At 46.8% G+C, this 20548-nt stretch carries 19 protein-coding genes and 1 riboswitch; of the genes, 9 read left to right on the top strand and 10 right to left on the bottom strand.

Annotated elements, in window-relative coordinates; translation table 11 throughout:
* Window positions 1-6 precede the first annotated feature (6 nt).
* The 9 genes from MHN02_RS04385 to gmk form a co-directional block, all read right to left on the bottom strand.
* Window positions 7-816 carry a hypothetical protein gene (locus tag MHN02_RS04385; protein ID WP_014947811.1) on the bottom strand — a complete coding sequence of 270 codons (810 nt, stop codon included), beginning with the start codon at window positions 814-816 and terminating at the stop codon, window positions 7-9.
* A 344-nt stretch (window positions 817-1160) separates the two neighbouring features.
* Window positions 1161-1634, bottom strand: coding sequence for a peroxiredoxin (locus MHN02_RS04380; RefSeq protein WP_014947810.1), 474 nt, complete (start codon window positions 1632-1634; stop codon window positions 1161-1163).
* Between the two features lies 1 nt (window position 1635).
* Entirely contained in the window at window positions 1636-2421 is a 786-nt protein-coding gene (locus tag MHN02_RS04375; protein ID WP_239244759.1) for a class I SAM-dependent methyltransferase, read from the bottom strand.
* Complete coding sequence (gene recG, locus MHN02_RS04370) at window positions 2414-4486, bottom strand: ATP-dependent DNA helicase RecG (RefSeq protein ID WP_239244846.1); 2073 nt, start codon at window positions 4484-4486, stop codon at window positions 2414-2416. The genes MHN02_RS04375 and recG overlap by 8 nt, the downstream gene beginning before the upstream one ends.
* 194 nt (window positions 4487-4680) lie before the next feature.
* A complete protein-coding gene (gene trmH, locus MHN02_RS04365; protein WP_239244757.1) occupies window positions 4681-5388 on the bottom strand; it encodes a tRNA (guanosine(18)-2'-O)-methyltransferase TrmH in 708 nt (235 codons plus the stop codon).
* 3 nt (window positions 5389-5391) lie between these two features.
* Window positions 5392-5778, bottom strand: coding sequence for a RidA family protein (locus MHN02_RS04360; protein WP_014975316.1), 387 nt, complete (start codon window positions 5776-5778; stop codon window positions 5392-5394).
* 24 nt (window positions 5779-5802) lie between these two features.
* A complete protein-coding gene (gene spoT / locus MHN02_RS04355; protein WP_039226917.1) occupies window positions 5803-7914 on the bottom strand; it encodes a bifunctional GTP diphosphokinase/guanosine-3',5'-bis pyrophosphate 3'-pyrophosphohydrolase in 2112 nt (703 codons plus the stop codon).
* A gap of 142 nt (window positions 7915-8056) precedes the next feature.
* The gene (rpoZ, locus tag MHN02_RS04350) at window positions 8057-8329 is read right to left on the bottom strand and encodes a DNA-directed RNA polymerase subunit omega (RefSeq protein WP_014947805.1); all 273 of its coding nucleotides are present in this window, start codon (window positions 8327-8329) and stop codon (window positions 8057-8059) included.
* A gap of 169 nt (window positions 8330-8498) precedes the next feature.
* The gene (gene gmk, locus MHN02_RS04345) at window positions 8499-9140 is read right to left on the bottom strand and encodes a guanylate kinase (protein ID WP_014947804.1); all 642 of its coding nucleotides are present in this window, start codon (window positions 9138-9140) and stop codon (window positions 8499-8501) included.
* 207 nt (window positions 9141-9347) lie between these two features.
* Between gmk and MHN02_RS04340 the strand changes: the two genes are divergently transcribed.
* Entirely contained in the window at window positions 9348-10019 is a 672-nt protein-coding gene (locus MHN02_RS04340) for an alpha/beta fold hydrolase (RefSeq protein WP_239239405.1), read from the top strand.
* A gap of 195 nt (window positions 10020-10214) precedes the next feature.
* Here MHN02_RS04340 and MHN02_RS04335 read toward each other — a convergent pair whose 3' ends face one another.
* Entirely contained in the window at window positions 10215-11276 is a 1062-nt protein-coding gene (locus tag MHN02_RS04335; protein WP_014947802.1) for a GGDEF domain-containing protein, read from the bottom strand.
* Between the two features lie 196 nt (window positions 11277-11472).
* On the opposite strand from MHN02_RS04335, the gene hemC reads away from it, so the two are divergent.
* The 8 genes from hemC to thiS all read left to right on the top strand — a co-directional run bounded on the left by hemC (window position 11473) and on the right by thiS (window position 20547).
* Window positions 11473-12411 (top strand): hydroxymethylbilane synthase, encoded by a 939-nt coding sequence (hemC, locus tag MHN02_RS04330; RefSeq protein ID WP_014947801.1) that lies wholly within the window; start codon window positions 11473-11475, stop codon window positions 12409-12411.
* Between the two features lie 63 nt (window positions 12412-12474).
* On the top strand, window positions 12475-13206 hold the full coding sequence (locus MHN02_RS04325) for a uroporphyrinogen-III synthase (protein WP_239244754.1): 732 nt from the start codon (window positions 12475-12477) through the stop codon (window positions 13204-13206).
* Complete coding sequence (locus MHN02_RS04320) at window positions 13207-14379, top strand: uroporphyrinogen-III C-methyltransferase (RefSeq protein WP_239244751.1); 1173 nt, start codon at window positions 13207-13209, stop codon at window positions 14377-14379. It begins immediately after the preceding gene.
* Window positions 14376-15551, top strand: coding sequence for a heme biosynthesis HemY N-terminal domain-containing protein (locus MHN02_RS04315; RefSeq protein ID WP_239244748.1), 1176 nt, complete (start codon window positions 14376-14378; stop codon window positions 15549-15551). The genes MHN02_RS04320 and MHN02_RS04315 overlap by 4 nt, the downstream gene beginning before the upstream one ends.
* Window positions 15552-15659: 108 nt before the next feature.
* A riboswitch (TPP riboswitch) is annotated at window positions 15660-15771 on the top strand.
* Window positions 15772-16045: 274 nt separating this feature from the next.
* Entirely contained in the window at window positions 16046-17956 is a 1911-nt protein-coding gene (thiC, locus tag MHN02_RS04310; protein WP_239244746.1) for a phosphomethylpyrimidine synthase ThiC, read from the top strand.
* Window positions 17953-19554 (top strand): thiamine phosphate synthase, encoded by a 1602-nt coding sequence (thiE, locus tag MHN02_RS04305; RefSeq protein ID WP_239244744.1) that lies wholly within the window; start codon window positions 17953-17955, stop codon window positions 19552-19554. The genes thiC and thiE overlap by 4 nt, the downstream gene beginning before the upstream one ends.
* Window positions 19547-20341, top strand: a complete 795-nt coding sequence (locus MHN02_RS04300; RefSeq protein WP_239244742.1) for a HesA/MoeB/ThiF family protein — start codon at window positions 19547-19549, stop codon at window positions 20339-20341. The genes thiE and MHN02_RS04300 overlap by 8 nt, the downstream gene beginning before the upstream one ends.
* Window positions 20338-20547: a sulfur carrier protein ThiS gene (gene thiS / locus MHN02_RS04295; RefSeq protein WP_239244740.1), complete on the top strand. Its 210-nt coding sequence runs from the start codon at window positions 20338-20340 to the stop codon at window positions 20545-20547. Before MHN02_RS04300 ends, thiS begins: the two co-directional genes overlap by 4 nt.
* Window position 20548: the final 1 nt, after the last annotated feature.

Genomic DNA, 20548 nt, shown 5'->3' with positions numbered 1-20548 from the left:
CCTTCCTTAAAATACGTCTTTACGACTTTGTTCTACTTCAACCAAAAGTGCGCGAGCGCGGTCAAGTTTGGCCTGCATAGACTCTACGACCTTACGAACTGAATCAACGCCAGTGTCTTTTGAGATAGCTTGTGGAAGCGTTACGTTAAAGTCTTTCTCCAAGTCTTCAACCAAAGCTGCGTTTTTCGCAATCAAGTCACCTTCCACACCTTCAAATCGTTGAAGGTAAGTATCGTGAACGAGTGTAGTTGCTACTTCGTGAAGCTGTTCCGCGTACTTAGCAACAACACGATCAAGACGTGTTTTAATATCGTCGATAACTTCAGGGCCTGTGGTAGGTTCTTTTTCGGTGGTTTGAACCTTGTTCACTAAGCCTTTCTTTTGATACTGGGACGCAAGTTTAACTGCGCCTAACGCCTGCCACAAGGCATGATTTAGCTTCTCTTGCTCTACGCGCACGTCTGCAACAGGCTTGCCTTCATCAATGGCGACTTTCACACCATAAATACCTTGCCAAATAGAGGCGTAAATAGGCACATACTGGGTTTCAATAGCAGAGTGAAAATCCACCTCTTCCCAATACTCAATCAGTGCATCGGTCTTAAGCGATTTATCTTTTGCTTCATACGCATCAACAACACTGCCAAACTTGCTTTCTAACCAATGTACCTCTTCCGTATATTCGCCGATGTGCGCGTGAAGATTGTTCACGTGATCGCCAATGGCACCGTTAGCAAGCGCCTGAGAAGATAGCATCGAGAAAGTGACCGCAGAAGCCAGTACCAGAGCACTCATTTTTTTCAGTGTTGTTGTCATAATTATTCCTAAAACGTTTGTCTTTTCACGCAAATGATACTTATTATCATTAAGCAAGTAAAGGTAACTGAACGAGCCCACATGCTAAGTAACGTAGTGTGTTAGCCCTTATTTTTTCTGCACTTTCGACACAGAATACTACATGTTAGTTCATTAACCTTCACTGAACGTACTGATATTCAACGCTATTTACAGAGCACCAGATCATACATAGGTTACATTTTAATGAAAATGGCGACCAAGTATACGCTTAAGTCAATTGACCTATTCACAAACATCTAAACGAAAAAAGCCCGCAACCTTAGTTGCGGGCTCTTGATATTATTAACGCCGTAGTATCGGTCTTACAGGCTATCTAGCATGGTTTGCGCATCGCTAACGTCGAAACGACCTGGGTCTTCAACGTTTAGCTTTTTCACTTCGCCATCTTCCACAAGCATGGAATAACGTAACGAACGCAAGCCGCCGAAATTGCCCGTGCTCATGTCTAAGCCAATTTGCTTGGTAAAGAAACCATTGCCGTCTGCCAGCATTATGATCTCTTCAGCGTTGCTCGCTTTGCCCCATGCATCCATAACAAATGCATCGTTCACGCTTAAGCAAATAATACTATCAATACCTTTGGCTTTAAGCTTATCAGCAAGCGCTACATAGCCCGGTAAATGGGCTTGAGAACAGGTCGGTGTAAATGCACCGGGTACCGCAAACAATACAACGCGTTTATCCGAAAACAGTTCGTTCGTTCCTGGGTTGGTTATTTCGCCGTTTTCTAAAAGGCTAAAATCTACTTCAGGCAAAGTGCCCCCAACTTGTATCATGCTACTCTCCTAGATTTTTTTGACACAAATACACATCAAATCTGTGCTTTTTGCTTTCAATAGCCATTGATGCTTTTATTCCTGCCAGCACGTCTGCACTGTTTGGGCGTTTCACCACTACCCGGTGCGTGGCTAGCTCTAGTGCTGGCGGTAACAGCGCATCTGCGTCTGGGTCATGACCAAGCAGTTGCTGAAACAGCCGCATTTCCTTTTTCACCAAGGCTGACTTCTTTTTGTGTGGGAACATGGGGTCTAAGTAAATAGCGTTCACATTCTCACCAGTGAAGTATTGCATTACCTCAGCACTATTTCCATGTTGAAGCGACATTTTAGCTGCAAGTTCCGGAAAACTAAGCGCTAATCTGCGAATACCATCTTCAAGCAAGGCGGCAACCACGGGCGATCGCTCTATCATAGTGACCTTGCAGCCAACGCTTACCAATACAAAGGCATCACGACCTAGCCCAGGCGTTGCATCCACTACGTGCCATGCTTCATTGCCTTTAAGACCAATGGCCTTAACAATGGGCTCTTTGCGCCCACCGCCGTGCTGCTTGCGATACAAACTAGCCGGCGAAGCAAAATCAACCTCTACCGGATTCACTTTTTTCTCACCTGCGTCGGCAAGTCCAAGCACGCCGTTTTGTACCTGCAAATACAGGCCTTCGCTATGCTTTTCACTACTGCTAACAACAGGAAAACCCCACTTTTCGCTGATTGCACTAATTAATGCAGCGTCATCCCTATTGGCGTCATCACAAATAATTAAAGGCACATGATTAAGCATGACCGTACTGTTCCTTATGCCCTATCCATCTATTAATGATGGCTTGAGCGTGAGAGGGGTATTTGTCCCAAAGGGTATAGGCAATTTCCTGAACCTTAGGGATAAGAGCGGCGTCGCGTACTAGGTCTGCTATTTTAAGCTCGGCCATTCCCGTTTGCTTAGTACCCATAAATTCACCCGGGCCACGAATTTCCAAATCGCGCTGGGCAATATAAAAACCGTCGTTAGATTCGCGCAATACGCCAAGGCGCTGAGTAGCGGTTTTCGATAGTGGGCTCTGGTACATAAGTACACACTGACTTTCTACTGCACCACGCCCCACTCGGCCTCTAAGCTGGTGAAGCTGCGCTAAACCCAATCGTTCAGGGTTTTCAATGATCATGATGCTGGCATTAGGTACGTCTACGCCTACTTCAATAACGGTAGTCGCTACCAATAAATCCAGCTTTCCGTCTTTAAAGTCGGCCATAACCTGCGCTTTTTCAGCAGGCTTTAAACGCCCGTGTACCAAACCAACGTGTAAGTCTGGCAGCGCGGTACGAAGGGTAACCGCAGCGTCTTCTGCTGCCTGACACTCCAACACTTCCGATTCATCAATAAGCGTACACACCCAATAGGCTTGGCGGCCGTTTTCTTTACAGGCCTGACGTACGCGCTCAATTACATCGGCGCGGCGTGTATCGGGTAATACCACGGTTTGCACCGGTGTTCTGCCTGGTGGCAACTCATCAATAACCGAGGTGTCTAAATCGGCATAGGCTGTCATGGCCAACGTTCTTGGAATAGGCGTTGCCGTCATAATTAGCTGATGAGGGTAGCGACCTTGCTGTTCGCCTTTATCGCGCAGGGCCAAACGCTGATGTACACCAAAGCGGTGTTGTTCATCCACAATAACCAGCGCTAGCTGCTGGTAGTTCACGCTTTCCTGGAAGATGGCGTGAGTACCCACCAGCATTTGAATATCGCCAGCTTCTAAGCGGGCTAATACTTCATTGCGGGCTTTGCCTTTCAGCTTGCCGGCAAGCCAGCCTACTTCAATACCTAAAGGTTCTAGCCAGCCACGAAAGTTATTGGCATGCTGTTCAGCCAACAGCTCAGTAGGTGCCATTAATGCTACCTGATGCCCTGCACCAATGGCTGATAGCGCGGCCAGTGCCGCAACTAAGGTTTTGCCCGACCCTACATCGCCTTGTACAAGGCGCATCATAGGCCGCGCGTGTTGCATATCTTTTTGAATATCTTCCACTACCCGAGCCTGCGCACCCGTTGGTGAGAATGGCAGTTGAGCGAGCATTTTATCGATAAGAGGCTGGTTCACCCTGATAGGAATACCGGGCTGGGCGTCAGATAGCTTGCGTACTTTCAACACGCTTAGGTGGTGTGACAATAACTCTTCCAAAATTAACCGATACTGAGCAGGGTGCAGCCCCTCTTCCATTTCGTGTACGTCTACATCTGGTGGCGGGCGATGCACCAAATGAAGCGCCTCATTAAGGCTAATTTGGTCATCGTAAATGCCGTCGGGCAGTAGGTCGGCCAGCGCGCCTTTATCTAGAAGTTTTAAGGCCTGGTCGGTTAAATTACGAAGGGTTAACTGCTTAACACCGTCTGTGGTGGGGTAAACTGGCGTCAATGATTCTTCTGATGGTGGCGCGTCTTCATCCACTAATTTAAATTCGGGGTGCATCATTTCAATGCCCCACTTTCCAGTACGCACTTCTCCGAAACACCGCACCGTGTTTCCTGGCGTCATAATAGACCGCTGCACTGCACCAAAGTGGAAAAAGCGTAAGGTTATGGTACCCGTACCGTCGCTAAGCTTAACCACTAGCATGCGCTTCTTGCCGTACTGAATGTCGGCGCTCATTACCTCGCCCTGCACGCTTACATGGGTAAACGGGCGGCACTCTGCCACGCTATAAATACGGGTTCTGTCTTCGTAGCGGTGAGGGAGATGAAACAGAATATCTTGAAGGGTAAACAAACCTATTTTGTTAAGCTTTTCTGCCACCTTTGCGCCTACGCCTTTAAGCGCAGTAATGGGTGTAGTGGCCAGTGCTTGCATCAAGCGATATCCTTCTTTTGGAACATTAACTATTTAACCTTTGAATTGGCACAAGCTGGTGTTATTCAACGTGTTATAGGAAAAGAAGTGTAAAGGATTGTTGAGGGGTTGGCGAGTACGCTTTAGGCCAGTTTTTTACGCTGGCCCTTATACAAGTAAGAGCAAAACTAAAAGTGCAACCAATAGGTTAGGCCCTAGTCGGCCTCTAGCGCGTTTGCTTCTGCTTTTGTGATCTGCATTTCTTTCCACCAGCTATCGTCGGCATCCACTTCACCAATGGCGTTAATAGCAGGCAAAGGCAAACCTTTGCGTTGGCAAAGTTTATACAAACGCGGGTAACCATTTTGAAAGGCCAATGCTTGGCACTCTGCTTCTGGTAACTGCTGAGTGTTATACATACCTGCAATAGTACGTTGGCGCTGGGCTTCGTAAAGTACTAGCGCTGCGGCCACCGATACGTTCAACGACTGCACCATGCCCATCATAGGAATAACAATGTCGTGATCGGCAACGGCTTTCGCCTCATCAGAGGCACCGTATTTCTCTTGACCAAACAAAATAGCCGTTGGCTTGGTGTAATCAATATCACGAAAATCGACAGCGGTATCAGATAAGTGGGTTACCAACACCTGCATGCCTTGGCCTTTTAGTTCAGCCATCGCGTCGTTGATATTATCGTGATTGGTTTGACGCACCCATTGTTGGCTGCCCATAGCGGTGCCGCGACGAAACTGGTATTTCTTTTCCCACACGGTGTGAACGCGATGAATACCCACTGCATCACAGGTTCTCACTACTGCAGATACGTTATGCGGCTTGTGTACATTTTCAAGGCAAACCGTAAGATCTGTTTGCCTTCTTTCCAGCACTTGTCTTATGCGCTGGTAACGCTCAGGTGACATGGCTTACTCCGGCAGTTCCATTACACCATCAATTTCAATTTGTGCACCTTTAGGCAATGCCGACACCTGAACGGCTGCGCGTGCTGGGTAAGGCTTGGTGAAGTAACGACTCATAATTTCATTAACCGTTGCAAAGTGACCTAGGTCGATAAGGAAGATGTTCACCTTCACTAAGTCGTTTGTAGTGCCGCCCGCAGCGTCACACACCGCTTTAATGTTCTCAAAAACTTGTACAGCTTGCGCTTCAAAGTCGTCAGAAACCATTTCCATAGTTTCAGCAACAAGAGGAATTTGACCTGAAAGATAAACGGTAGTACCTGCTTTAACCGCTTGGCTGTAAGTACCAATAGCAGCAGGTGCCTTATCGGTCTGAATAATAGACTTAGACATAGTAGTTCCTAAATAGTGTAGTAATTAGTGTCGTGATTGACTATGACGAGACACTCTTTGAACTTCCGGCATGGTACGTATTTTCTTCATTACGCGAGCCAGGTGCACACGGTTGTGCGTGGTAAGTTCAAGGTCAATAAAGTAGATATTACTCTCTTTCTCTTCAGTTTGCAGACCAATGATATTGGAATCGCACCCTGAAATGGTGTTCGTTAAAGTTGCCAGTGTGCCCTGATGGTTAAACAACTCTATACGCAGTGAGGCTTTAAATTCACCTTGCGGGTTGTCGTCCCACTGCATGGGCAATACGCGTTGAGGTTCTTCGCGTGTTAGCTTGCGAATATTGTTACACCCAATTTGGTGAATAGTCATGCCGCGACCGGGGCTTAAAACCGCTACAATTTCATCGTCTGGAATAGGATGGCAACAACGAGAATAGTGAACAAGCAGGCCTTCTGTGCCGCGAATAGCCACATTACCTTTCTTATCTGATAAATCTGTTGTGCTTTCACCCAATAAACGGCGCGCTACAATTGCGCTTAGCTCGTTACCAAGGCCGATATCTACTAGCAAATCGTCAAAATTAGCGTGCTTGGTCTCGGCTACCACACGTTCAATATCTTCGTTTGGAATATCGTCTAGTTTTACGCTACCTAACGCATGACGAAGCAGACGATTACCCATGTTCACCGCTTCTTGAGAATGCTGTTTACGCAGATACTGGCGAATACGGGTGCGAGCACGAGCGCTCACCACAAAGTTTAGCCAGTTCGCATTTGGCTTCGCTTTCGGCGAGGTAATAATTTCCACGGTTTGACCGTTTTCAAGCGGCTTGCTTAAGCTAAAGTTTCTGCGCTCTACGCGCACACCTACGCAGGTATTACCCACATCGGAATGCACGGCATAAGCGAAGTCAACGGCGGTTGCGCCCATTGGCAACTCGATAATACGTCCGTCTGGTGTAAATACGTAAATTTCATCAGGGAACAGATCGGTTTTTACCGATTCGATGAATTCAAAGGATGAGCTGGCCGATTGCTGAAGCTCAAGCAGGCTTTGCATCCACTTGCGCGCTCGAAGCTGTGCAGTGGTGCCATTATCGCCAGGCTCTTTGTAAAGCCAGTGCGCCGCCACTCCTTTGTCTGCCATTTGGTCCATTTCCTGGGTTCGAATTTGAATTTCCACAGGAATGCCGTGCGGGCCAATTAATGACGTATGCAACGACTGATAGCCGTTGGTTCGAGGGATAGCGATATAATCTTTAAAACGGTTTTCAATAGGCTTGTACAGCCCATGCATAGCACCAAGGGCGCGATAACAGTTATCTACCGATTGAACAACGATGCGAAACGCATAAATATCCATTACCTCATTGAACATAAGTTCTTTGTTTTTCATTTTGCGGTAAATGGAATACAAGTGTTTTTCGCGACCCAATACATTCGACTCAATTTGGTAGGCGTCTAAACGAGTGTTCAGCTCTTCGCGAATGTTTTCGATAATCTCTTTACGATTACCGCGGGCCTGGCGCACAGCAGACTTTAGTGCGCGATGGCGCATTGGATACATGGCCTGAAAGCCTAAATCTTCAAGCTCATTTTTAATATCGTGAATACCCAAGCGGTGGGCAATTGGCGCATAGATTTCTAGCGTTTCTAGCGCAATGCGGCGGCGCTTGTCCGGTCGTAATGACCCGAGTGTGCGCATGTTGTGCGTGCGATCAGCAAGCTTGATAAGAATAACCCTGATGTCTTGCACCATGGCCATCATCATTTTACGGAAGTTCTCCGCCTGCGCTTCCTGTTTAGTGCTAAACGCGAGTTTATCTAGCTTACTTACCCCTTCTACCAGTTCAGCAACGGTATCGCCAAAAGCTTCGGCTAAGTCTTCTTTGCTGTAATGGGTATCTTCAATAACGTCGTGAAGGAGTGCTGCCATGATCGTTTCGTGATCAAGGTGCATGTCAGCCAAAATACCGGCAACTGCAACTGGGTGAGTAATGTACGGATCGCCGCTTGAACGCATTTGTCCGTCATGCGCTTCTTGCGCAAGCACAAAAGATTCTTGTACCAACTGAACGCGGTCGGCTGGTAAGTACTCTAAAACTTTCTGCTTTAAACCTTCAAACAAATACACAGTGAAGCGTGACCCTTATCTAACGTTACAACCCTAAGAATACGTTTAATTGTGCAAGAAGCCAATACGCCAAAAGTAAAGCGCCAGTGCTTTTTTCAAAGCACTGGCGCTAAAATACCGATAAAACCGTTAAAAAGAGGTTTTATTGATCAGATAGGATGTTTGCTACTGATGCAAATTCAGCATGTTCTTGCTGCTCTTGAGCTTGAAGTTCTGCTTGTTCAAGCGTAGCAGCCGTTACTAAACCTTCTTCAATTTCACGAAGTGCTGTAACAGTTGGCTTATCGTTTTGAACGTCAACCATAGGATCTTTGCCTTCAGTGGCAATTTGACGTGCACGGCGTGCAGCAACAAGCACTAGGTCAAAGCGGTTACCAATTTTATCTACGGCATCTTCTACAGTTACGCGAGCCATGTATTTCTCCGAAAATTAGGTTGAGCAAGTTATTCAAAAAACGGCCGCGTAGTATACACAGATACGTGGCGCGATCCTAGCGTTTTGTTTGAATTTGAAGCAGTCAGATCATGCAATTTATGCAGCGATCGTTCGATGCTAAAACAAAACACGTATTGTTAAGTTAAGCTTACGCGCTACCGAGCAGTTCGTCCAATAGCACTTGATGGCGCATTTGTTGTTTTCCTGTGCGAAGTCGCTGTGCTGTCACGATGGCTTCCAAATCATTTAACGCAGTCGCAAAGTCGTCGTTGATAATTACGCTATCGAATTCATTGAAATGAGACATTTCAGCTACGGCTTGCGCCATACGCCCTGCAATGACTTCTTCACTGTCTTGACCGCGATTATTTAAACGCTGCTCTAGCACGTCGAGTGAAGGCGGAAGAATGAAAATACCGCATGTGTCTGGCATAAGCTTTTTGACTTGGCGCGCGCCCTGCCAATCGATATCTAAAAATACGTCAATGCCACGGTGCAAAGTTTGTTCAATTGTCACGCGGGATGTGCCGTAATAATTGCCAAATACTTCTGCGTATTCAAAAAACACACCCTGTTCAATCAGCGCTTCAAACTGCTCTCGGCTCACAAAATGGTAATGCACGCCGTCGACTTCACCCGGACGAGGTTGACGTGTTGTATGAGATACAGACACCTGCATTGGCGTAGCTGTATTGCTTTCATACTTTTCCATTAGCGCCTTTATAAGGCTTGATTTTCCTGCTCCAGAAGGAGCTGCAAGAATGAATAAGTTGCCGAGTAGTGAAGCCATAGGGTATTAAAATTCTTCCAAAATGTGGTGATTTCAAGTGGCAATGATAGCATATTAAGCGGTTGTGCCGTACCTTTCATTGCATAGTGAAAACTTGGATCACTCTACCAAGCTTATGCCGATGGGTTACCACAGCAAAAATTAATGGGGTCAGAGTACTTTTTCTGGCCCTAAATGTACTCTGACCCCAAAACTAGGAAATAAAGCATGACTCAGCAACTTCTGCCGTGCGTAGAGATAAACCCATCCACTACGCCTGATGCCTGCGTTATCTGGCTTCACGGTCTTGGCGATTCAGGCCATGGTTTTGCGCCTATTGTGCCCGAGCTAAAATTACCCGAATCAATGGCGGTTAAATTTCTCTTTCCTCACGCTCCAGAACGCCCTGTGACTATCAATGGCGGCATGAGAATGCGCGCTTGGTACGATATCAAATCGTTAGATTTTGAAAGCCGTGCGGACTTAGAAGGTGTAAAAGAGTCGGCTGCTCAGGTAGAAGCGCTTATCGAAGCACAAATTGAAAGTGGCATTCCTAGCGAACGTATTGTACTTGCAGGATTTTCTCAGGGCGGTGTTATTGCTCTGCACTTAGCACCTAGATATGCCAATAAATTTGCAGGTGTTATCGCTCTATCTACCTACATGTGCGAGCCATCACTTCTTGGAAGCGAAGCAAACGATATAAACCGTGAAACGCCAATTATGATGGCACATGGTGAGCAAGACGAAGTGGTGCCGGTATTTATGGGCAATGCTGCGTTTAAAACGCTGAGCGGAAGTGGCTTTAATGCCACGTGGCAGACTTACACCATGCAGCACAATGTTTGTATGCAAGAGCTTAACGACATAAGTGCTTGGCTTCAAAAAGTTCTAGGGTAATGCCTTAAGAGCCTGTTGGCCCTTGCTGCAAATTACGTTCATATAATAAAACCCAACAGGCCCTAGTATTTGAACAAAAGAGAAAGCTGGTGACGCAACAAAAGCCAGCTTTATTCTTAGCGTAAGTGGGTACACGTCTATCGATTGCAAAGTTGCGCCTTCCGTCTCTTCTTTATTTCGCGTTTATTCCAATAACTATTCGACGACTCTGTTGCGCCCCGCATTTTTAGCTTTGTAAAGATTGTCATCGGCCTGCTTCAAACAAGCGTGCAAGTTTGTATCAGTAAGCGCTGTGGCTACACCAAAGCTTGCGGTTATGGAGTGATTAACATCACCCTCTACAAACGGATTAGCTTCAATCACCTTTCTCATTTTTTCCGCTAATTTTACCGCTTGGCTCAACGTTGCATGAGGGAATAGAACCAAAAACTCTTCACCACCGGTTCTTGCCACCACGTCAGTAGTTCTTACTGCTTCTTTCATTAGGCGAGTGATGTGTATAAGCACTTCGTCACCAATATCGTGGCCATAGGTATCGTTGATTGTTTTGAAATGGTCAATATCTACCACCACCGCACTTAAAGGGAAATGAGCACCGGGATCTTGCATTGCGCGTTCAAAAAAAACAGCTTCAAGGAATCGCCGGTTAGGAAGTTTTGTAAGCGGATCGGTATTAGCCTGCCGCATGCGCTCTAAATTTTCACGCAGCATTTCTTTTCTGCTTTGATGCCAGAAATTTTCACCTATAAAGGCGACGCAAATGAAACAGAACGTAGCGATTAAGAAGCGGGAGACATGCTCTGCTGGGTACTCAGCCACTATTTTTTCTTGATTGTAGAGCATAAAAATAGCGATACCCATGGTCACTGCTACGTAAACCATGGCGGGCTTGAAACGCACAACAACTATCTGAATAAAAAGCAGGGGAAAAATAAAATAAAGCCCAGTGTTATTGAGTCCGCCGGTATAAACCAAGCCGTTTATGGTAAATGCTACCACTAAGCCTGCTAAATAATAGAAGACATCAACGCGAGGGAACATATGGGATAACGCCACATTGGCGTACACAAAAGCGGCTGACCCCGCCAGCGTTCCAACGAGCAATGGGTTGTTTGTACCCATGTTAATCCACGCCATAAACGCCATAATTGTGCCACCAACATAGGATATGAAATATAGCGTTAAGCGCCTTCGTTTTGCTTCCGCTTCATCTTGCTGAGCACTTCTAAGTAATTGACGCAACGACGAACTGTCCATAAAAAGACTTATCTCCGCATTTAAAACTAATTGACCATTATTCCTTTCAGCATAGACTGAATGTCTAATAATAACCAAGGAGAAAACTGCGCCTAATTTCAAACATTAATACAGAAAATGCGTATACTACGGGGTATATCGTATGACGTTATGTGATACATCGTTTTAGTTTCTTTTTATATAGTTTGGAATAGCCATGAGTCACCTCAACACTACCCGCACCGTTCGAATTGCTACTAGAAAAAGTGCTTTAGCGCTTTGGCAAGCAGAGTATGTGAAGGCAAAATTGTTGGAGCATTATCCGTCAATGACCGTTGAGCTTGTGCCTATGAGCACGCAGGGCGACAAAATTTTAGATACACCTTTGGCGAAAATTGGTGGTAAAGGGCTTTTCATAAAAGAGCTTGAAATTGCCATGCTTGAAGGCCGTGCCGATATTGCCGTTCACTCTATGAAAGACGTACCGGTTGAATTTCCTGAAGGTTTTGGCCTTCACGCTATTTGTGAGCGAGAAAACCCGTTCGACGCCTTTGTTTCAAATAACCACGACAGTTTAGATGCCCTACCCCAAGGCGCAGTAGTAGGTACGTCTAGCCTTCGCAGGCAGTGCCAAATTCGCAAGTATCGCCCTGACCTTATTATCAAGGACCTGCGCGGAAACGTGAATACTCGCCTAGCCAAGCTAGACGCAGGTGAGTACGACGCTATTATCTTAGCTTCTGCTGGCCTTATTCGCCTTGAAATGGAATCTCGTATTCGCATGCCGTTACCCGCTGATATTTCACTACCCGCCGTTGGACAAGGTGCCGTAGGTATTGAGTGCCGTAACGACGATGAAGAGCTAATTAAGTTGCTACAGGCGCTGAACCATACGGACACCAATACGCGCGTTACTGCGGAACGCGCCATGAACGAGAGATTGGAAGGCGGCTGCCAAGTACCTATTGGTAGCTTTGCCACGCTTGATGGAGATGTGCTGACACTAACCGGTATGGTTGGTAAGCCAGATGGTTCAGAACTGCTCTTTGCTTCTGCTACAGCGTCGCGAGAAAAAGCCGCAGATATTGGTGTTGAAGTTGCGGAATCCCTTCTTGAGCAAGGTGCCGGTGAAATCTTAAAGGCGCTTTATAACTAAGTTATAGTTTGTCGAATGCGTGCAGGTTTACGCAGTAAAATAAAAGGATGAAAATTCGATAGTATGTTGCTGTTTACACGCCCACTGCCAAAGTTAAAAGCAAGCGCTTCTGCCTTTGAAAAAGCCGGAATTGACGCGGTAGGCGTTGCCACGTCTAGCATCATTGATATTTCGTCTGAAAGAAAAGCTGCTGCAGAATTTTTAGCGTCAAATGCAGTAAACGCAATTGTTGTTACCAGCGTATATGCTGTAGACACCGTTATTGAAGGCTTACGCGAAACGGCTAACGAATCACCATTGATCATAGCTGTGGGCGATGCCACTGCACGAAAATTACAAGCGGGACTTCAGGCGTTTTCATCGGCGCAGGTTGCTATTCCCGAAGCCCATACATCCGAAGGTATACTGGCAATGCACCAACTTAATGAGGCAAACTGTCAGCATGTCGTTATCATTAAGGGTGAAGGTGGGCGCGACGCCATAGCCACTGGATTAGGCGAAAAAGGTATTTTAGTGAATAGCTTTTGCGTTTATAAAAGAGAGGAACTTACAAGCCCAATTTACACAAAACGGTGGAAAATGGGCGAAGTTAGCGGCATTATCGCTACAAGCGAAGCAATGGCACTGCAACTAATTGCGCAATTTGGCCAAGCACTTAAATCTATTAAATGGTTAACAGTGAGCGACCGAATTGCCAAAACCCTCATTAGCCAAGGCATTAAAGAGGTAGCGGTTTGTCAGCGAGCCACCGATCAGGCACTCATCGCCTGGGTAAAGGATAACTGGGAGTATTGAATGGCCAACAACAATGAAAGTAGCCCACAAAAAGAGGAACTCGTGAAAGTGGAAGCTGAAAAAGACGTTATCGAATCTTCTGCCACGCACAGTGAATCAACACCATCGGGTGCTGCTAAAAAGAAATCGTCGGGAAATGGTCTACTGTGGTTTGTTGTAATCATCCTTTTCCTTATTGTGCTTGGTATGGCTGGCGCAGGTTACTGGTATTACATGCAGCAACAGTCGGCAAGCAAGGACTCTGAATCTGCACTTCAAACGACGACCTCTCAGCTAAACACTATTGAGCGTGAGCGCGCTGGTCTTGTTGCCTCTATCGACAAAGTAGCTCGTACCAACCAGACGTTAGAAAGCACGGTAGCCGAGTTAAAAGCGCAAAACGAAAAGCTGACGCTGCAAGCTGAATCGACCCTTGAACAACTAAATAATATGGAAGGTCGCCGACCGGCCGACTGGCTTATTGCTGAAGCTGATTACTTGGTTCGCATGGCAGGCAGAAAACTTTGGTTAGAAAACGACGTACGCACAGCTATTTTGCTGTTGGTTAATGCAGATAAGCGATTAAAATCGCTGGCCGACCCGTCAGTACTGCCTGTTCGTGCAACACTCGCTGAAGACATTCAAACCCTACAACAGCTTAACCCTGTATCACAAAGTTCCGTAGCCCTTGCGCTTACAGGCATGATAGCGCAAATAGATAAGCTACCACTTGATACCTTCGAAAAACCAGAAGACGCCAATGCAGAAGACACGACCTTATCGGAGTCAGCTGACGACTGGCAGGAGAACCTTGCAAAAGTGTGGCGTTCACTGGTGAACGATTTTCTTACCATAAAAACCATTGAAGGCCCGGTTGAACCAGTGCTTTCACTGGAAGCGCAGTTTTTAGCAAAAGAACAACTTCGTCTGCAGCTTATGCACGCGCAAACTGCCGCGCTTCAGGGCGATGCAGGACTTTACAGCCAGTCGCTTCAATACGCTCAAACGTTAATTATTGAAAAGTTCGACACAGAAAAAAGCCAAGTAACGGGCTTTGTAGATGCACTACAAAACCTCATTGCTACCGATGTATCGCGCCCAATACCTACAGAGCTAGCGTCACAAAAACCGCTAGAGCGTCTATTGGATAGCCGCGTTAAACAGGTGTTCGGACAAGGAGCAAGTGCACTATGAAATGGTTAGCTATTGCCCTTGCGGTATTAGCCGCATTCGTTGTTGCACTAATTGTTGGCCCGATGTTGTTAGGCGATAAGGGCTACGTACTCATATCACTGGGTAATACCGCTGTTGAAATGACGGTGATTAGCTTTTGTATTTTAGTGATAGGTGCCGTCATTGCCTGGTACGTACTATCTCGACTTGTGTTGTGGGCGTTAAGCCTGATCACAGGTTCACATAAATGGTTCGGCACTTTGGGGGAGCGCAAACGCAAGCGAGCGTTTTACGACGGCTTACACGCAATGGCTGCAGGTAATTTTGATACGGCTCAAAAGGCGCTAAGCAAAACCACCAACGGCGATTTCGAAGGCGTTAACTATTTGGCGTCAGCGCAAATTGCTTTTGCCAATAACGATTTAGCCAAAGCCCGTTATTTCCTTGTTCAGGCAACTGACTTTCCAAAAGCGAAAGTAGCCGCAACGGTCATGCACGCGCGTATTGATATGGCTGAAGAAAAATACGATGCGGCACTAGAGAAACTTAACGAACTTGACGAGCAAGAGCGCGAAAACAAGCAGGTTGTGCAGTTAAAAGCGCAAATTCTTGCCAAGCTAGGTAAATGGCAAGTACTTCAAGAGAATTTGTCAGGCTGGCGTAAAGCATTGCCCAAAGCAGACTACACTGCGTGGAGCCAGCGCATCGCCAAAGGTAAGTTTGCAGAAATTGCCAGCAAACAAGGCGCTGTCGAGCTTAAATCGTATTGGGAAACCCTACCTCGTAAGCTTCGTCACGACGATGCTTACCGCGCGGCTTACATTCAACAGTTACTTGACCAAGGTATGCATGCCGACGCACAGAATTTGCTAGTTGAATGGCAAAAGCGTGGCCCGAATAGCGCCCTGTTTCCACTGTTCACGCAGCTTAATATTCCTGATGCATCGCCATCACTACGACTGCTTGAAAGCTGGATAAAGCAAGACGAAGAAAACGTGTCGCTATATTCCACACTAGGCCAAGTTGCGTTCAATTCCGGCGATGATGTGTTGGCAGAAAAAGCCCTGCTTAAAGCCACTAAAATGAAGTCGCGCAAAGAAGACTTATTGCTGCTGTCTGCAATTAGCGAACGCAAGCACGACACAGCCACTGCACTTCAGCTTTACAAGGAAGGTCAGCAGCTAGCCATCTAGATGAATATTCATTTAGCTTTCTGGTAGTACTTGTATTACCCGTAAAATTGAAGATATAGTAAAAAGGAATTCTCAATTCGGGTTGTTTCAACAACCCGAATTGACTTAAACAACTTGTCGGAGTGCTTCACTGGTAACCCAGTAAGCTGAGACCGCGAAAGTGGGATCCGTAGAACCTGATCAGGCTAATACCTGCGAAGGGAACAAGAAAATACAATGTGCACAATGTTAAACCGTGGTTTAGCGTTGTGAAGCGAAGTTGTTTTGCTGTTGATGATACAGACACACCCATTCCGGTGCTGCTCGTCACTCAAGGTAAACTGTTCAAGTTTATTGCCAAGTCAACATCAACGGTGTAAAGGGCTGCAATCACCAGAACCTTTACCAACAATCTCGCTAAAGTAACGGGATTGTTTCCCTCTACACTTCCACTTTGTATTCTCCTTCACTCCTGACAAGCATTTTTAGAACCTAAATTTACAAGGTAAAATGCTATGTCGAACAGACGCGAACAGCGCCAACAAACACAACAATTCATTAATGAACTTGCGGGCGAAGCTTACCCAAATTCAACACGCCACTACGAGTGTGGCAGCCGTGACGATATTCGTGTGGCCATGCGCCTTATTCACCAACACGACAGTTTAGTGGGTGGAACAGAAGACAACCCTATTTTAGAACCAAATCCGCCCATTCCTGTTTACGACACTTCAGGCCCCTACGGCGACCCACAAGAAAACATAGATGTGCACAAAGGCCTAGCTCCGCTTCGCCAAAAGTGGATTGAAGAGCGTAGCGATACCCTTGAATTAGAGGGCGTTTCGTCAAGCTTTGCAAAAGAACGTGAAAACGACATATTTACCGAAGATTTCCGCTTTATTCGCAGCCGCAAACCACTAAAAGCAAAAGCAGGCAAAAACGTTACCCAGCTTCACTACGCAAGACAGGGCATTATTACCCCTGAAATGGAATACATTGCCATTCGCGAGAATATGGGTCGCCAAGCCATTAAAGATGCCGAACTGACGCAGCAGCACAAAGGCGAACACTTTGGTGCGAATTTACCCGATACCATCACGCCTGAATTTGTACGCCAGGAAGTGGCCGCAGGCCGCGCCATTATTCCATGCAACATCAATCACCCCGAGTTGGAACCAATGATTATAGGGCGTAACTTTCTAGTAAAGATTAACGCAAACATTGGTAATTCAGCAGTCACCTCGTCTATTGAAGAAGAGGTAGAAAAGCTGGTGTGGTCAACGCGCTGGGGCGCCGATACCATCATGGATTTATCTACCGGCAGAAACATTCACGAAACCCGAGAGTGGCTGCTGCGAAACAGTCCTGTTCCTCTTGGCACCGTGCCCATCTATCAAGCGCTAGAAAAAGTAAACGGTGTAGCCGAAGATTTAACGTGGGATATGTTTAAAGACACCCTAATTGAGCAAGCCGAACAAGGCGTAGACTACTTCACCATTCACGCTGGCGTGCTGCTTGAGTACGTACACCTTACCGCAAAGCGGGTAACCGGCATTGTATCGCGCGGCGGTTCGATAATGGCAAAGTGGTGCTTAAGCCACCACCAACAAAGCTTTCTGTATGAGCACTTTCATGATATTTGCGAAATTTGCGCTAAGTACGATGTGGCGCTGTCGCTAGGTGATGGCCTGCGCCCTGGTAGCGTAGCTGACGCTAACGACGACGCGCAATTCTCTGAGCTACGCACCCTTGGTGAGCTGACGAAAATTGCATGGGAGTACGATGTTCAGGTAATGATTGAAGGCCCGGGGCATGTGCCAATGCATATGATTAAAGCGAACATGGAAGAGCAGCTTAAGCACTGCCACGAAGCACCGTTTTATACCCTTGGCCCCCTCACCACCGATATCGCTCCTGGCTATGACCACTTCACTTCAGGTATAGGTGCCGCCATGATTGGTTGGTATGGCTGCGCAATGCTGTGCTATGTAACACCTAAAGAGCATTTGGGCCTACCTAATAAAGAAGACGTTAAACAGGGGCTGATCACCTACAAAATTGCAGCCCACGCTGCCGACTTGGCAAAAGGACACCCAGGTGCACAAATTCGCGACAACGCCATGTCGAAAGCACGCTTTGAATTCAGGTGGGAAGACCAGTTCAATTTAGCTCTCGACCCGCATACCGCGCGCGCTTATCACGATGAAACCTTGCCGCAGGCGTCTGGCAAAGTTGCGCATTTCTGCTCTATGTGCGGCCCTAAATTTTGCAGCATGAAAATTTCTCAGGAAGTGCGCGATGTGGCTAAACAAGCAGAGCAGCAAGAGTTTGAGAAAGAAAAAGGCATGAAAGACATGGCCCAGGCATTCAATCATTCTGGCGCAGAGCTTTATCACACTGCAGATAGCAAGGTAGAGCTACCATGATGGCGAAAGCGTCCATAAGCCCTGCATCCAACAACCTCACCACTGCACTTCCTGTAGTGTGGTGTGTGGGAGGCGTTGACTGTAGCGGTGGTGCGGGCGTTACCCGCGACGCCATTACATTGGCCGATCTGAACATCCATGCTTGTGTGCTCACTACACAGCTTACCGTCCAGTCCAACTCAATCATGCTTAGTAAGGAAAGCATGTGCGCGTCGGCATTAAATCAGCAGTGGCAAGTGCTGTTTGAAGATACCCCGCCACGCGCTATTAAAATTGGCGCCATTGCTAATGATGAGCAAGCGCTGTTGTTGTGTGCTCGTATTCAAAAAACATCTAACCCTCGCCCCTTCGTTGTATGGGACCCTGTACTGTCTACCTCGTCAGGTGGCGTGCTGAGTGAGTTAAGCGAAAGCGTAGTTGACGAACTGTTGAATACGGTAGATATCGTTACGCCAAATATCGATGAGCTTGCGTGGCTCACTCATTTGCCAGTTGTTGATGAAGCGAGCTTGCTAACTGCAATCAATCGGCTAAGGGGTAAAGGCGCAAAGAGCGTGTACGTGAAAAGCGGTCACGCCCACTGGCAAAAAAACGTGAGCGATATTTTTGTTTGTGCCTCTCACACTCTTCGTTTTAGCCAGCCGAAATACGCTAACGGCAACCTTCGCGGCACAGGCTGTATGTTAGCCAGCGCATTAGCGGCATTCATTGTGCACGACTACTGCATTGAAGACGCACTTACGCTTGCTAATGCTTACGTCAGCGAAGTTCGCAACAATACACTACCAAAGCAATGCGCAGCGGCTAACGCAAACGCCATAAGTAACGAATTAACCACCTACTTTGCACAAACCAACGGCTTTCCAGCAAAACCAGAGAGCTTTCCGCTGGTGACCTTTCACCAACGTGGCGCCACTGCTAATGAAAAAGAGCGGGATAAGGATTCCCTTCTTAAAGCCTCGTCTTGTAAAGCAGCCCACTTTCCTGCACTTACTCATACTCATTTAGGCATCTACCCTGTAGTGGATAGCGTGCAATGGATAGCCCGCCTCTGGCCAACGGGCGTAAAAATAATGCAGCTGAGGGTTAAGCAAGGCTCCCAAGAAGACATTCGTCAGCAAATAAAAGAGGCAATAGAATTGGTGAAACACACCGACTGCCAATTATTCATTAATGACTACTGGGAACTGGCTATAGAACTCGGGGCTTACGGAGTTCATTTGGGACAAGAGGATATCGACACCGCAGACCTAAACGCCATCCGTAGTGCGGGTTTACGGCTTGGAATATCAACGCACGGCTTCGCTGAAATTCAACGTGTTCGCGCTTTAAACCCGTCTTACATTGCCCTTGGTCATATCTTCCCCACCAATACCAAAGACATGCCTTCGAAGCCCCAAGGTGTAGCACGTTTAGAAAAGTATGTGCAGCTTTGCGATGGCATTCCCACCGTTGCTATTGGTGGTATTAACTTATCGCGTATAGGCGATGTAGCTAAAACCGGCGTTAGCGGCATTGCTGTGGTAAGTGCAATCACTCAGGCAGCACACCCACTGAAAGCCTACCAAGCATTGGTTGAGGAGGCTGGGTTTGCTTAGTCATTCAGCTACTCATTCACTTAGTCACTCAGTAGGCCAGCAGTTAGCGCATCAAGACATACGTCGCTACAGCAGACAACTCTTACTCGATTGCATCGATCACGACGGACAGCTTAATTTGGCGAGTGCACACGCTGTTATCGTTGGCTCAGGTGGATTAGGCAGCTTAACCGCCCGCTATTTAGCAGGCGCAGGCGTGGGCAACATTACACTTATAGATGGTGACACCGTCGACATTAGTAATTTGCAGCGCCAGATAAGCTACAACGAAATGCACCTAGGCGAGCTTAAAGCTAAATCGCTTTACAATGAACTGCGTAAAGTGAACTCGCATTTAAACATCCAATTTAAAAGCTTATTTGCTGATAGTAACAACTTACCAACGTTAATTGCATCAGCCACCTGCGTGCTGGATTGCACCGACAACGTTACGGTACGAAGAGAGATAAACCTGGCCTCATTTCGCGCCTCTATTCCGCTTTTTATTGCAGCAGCCAGTGGGCTTACCTGGCAAGCGCTGAACTTGCCTCAAAACTCAGCTACCTGCGGTTGCTATGAGTGTTTAGTGAATAATGTTGCCGTACGCGAGGATTGCGTTAGCAAAGGTGTACTGGGCCCCGTTGTAGGCATGGCAGCGTGCCACCAAGCTACCCAAGCCTTGTTATTTCTGGCAAGAGGCTTCGATGCCGATATTAAATGGGGCCAGTACGTAAACGCCCATGCAGGCCAAGGTACGCTGCAAAGTTTCAAGCTTCCCCCCTCTTCTTCTTGTGAGGTATGCCAATGACCCAAATTAATATCAACGTGAACAATCAACCAATGAGCGTGATTTCTCCTATATCACTTATTGAATTAATTGCTCTTAAACAATTGAAAGACGAAGGCACCGCCGTTGCCAAAAATGCCGCCATTATCAGCAAGAATGAATGGCCAACAACCTACTTAAGTAACAACGATACCGTGGATATCTTCACTCTAGTGGCAGGAGGCTAAA

The organism is Alteromonas sp. CNT1-28 (assembly GCF_022348345.1).
GTDB lineage: Bacteria > Pseudomonadota > Gammaproteobacteria > Enterobacterales > Alteromonadaceae > Alteromonas > Alteromonas macleodii.
Note: the sequence above shows the minus strand (reverse complement) of the source record. Positions and strands in the feature narration are given on the sequence as shown.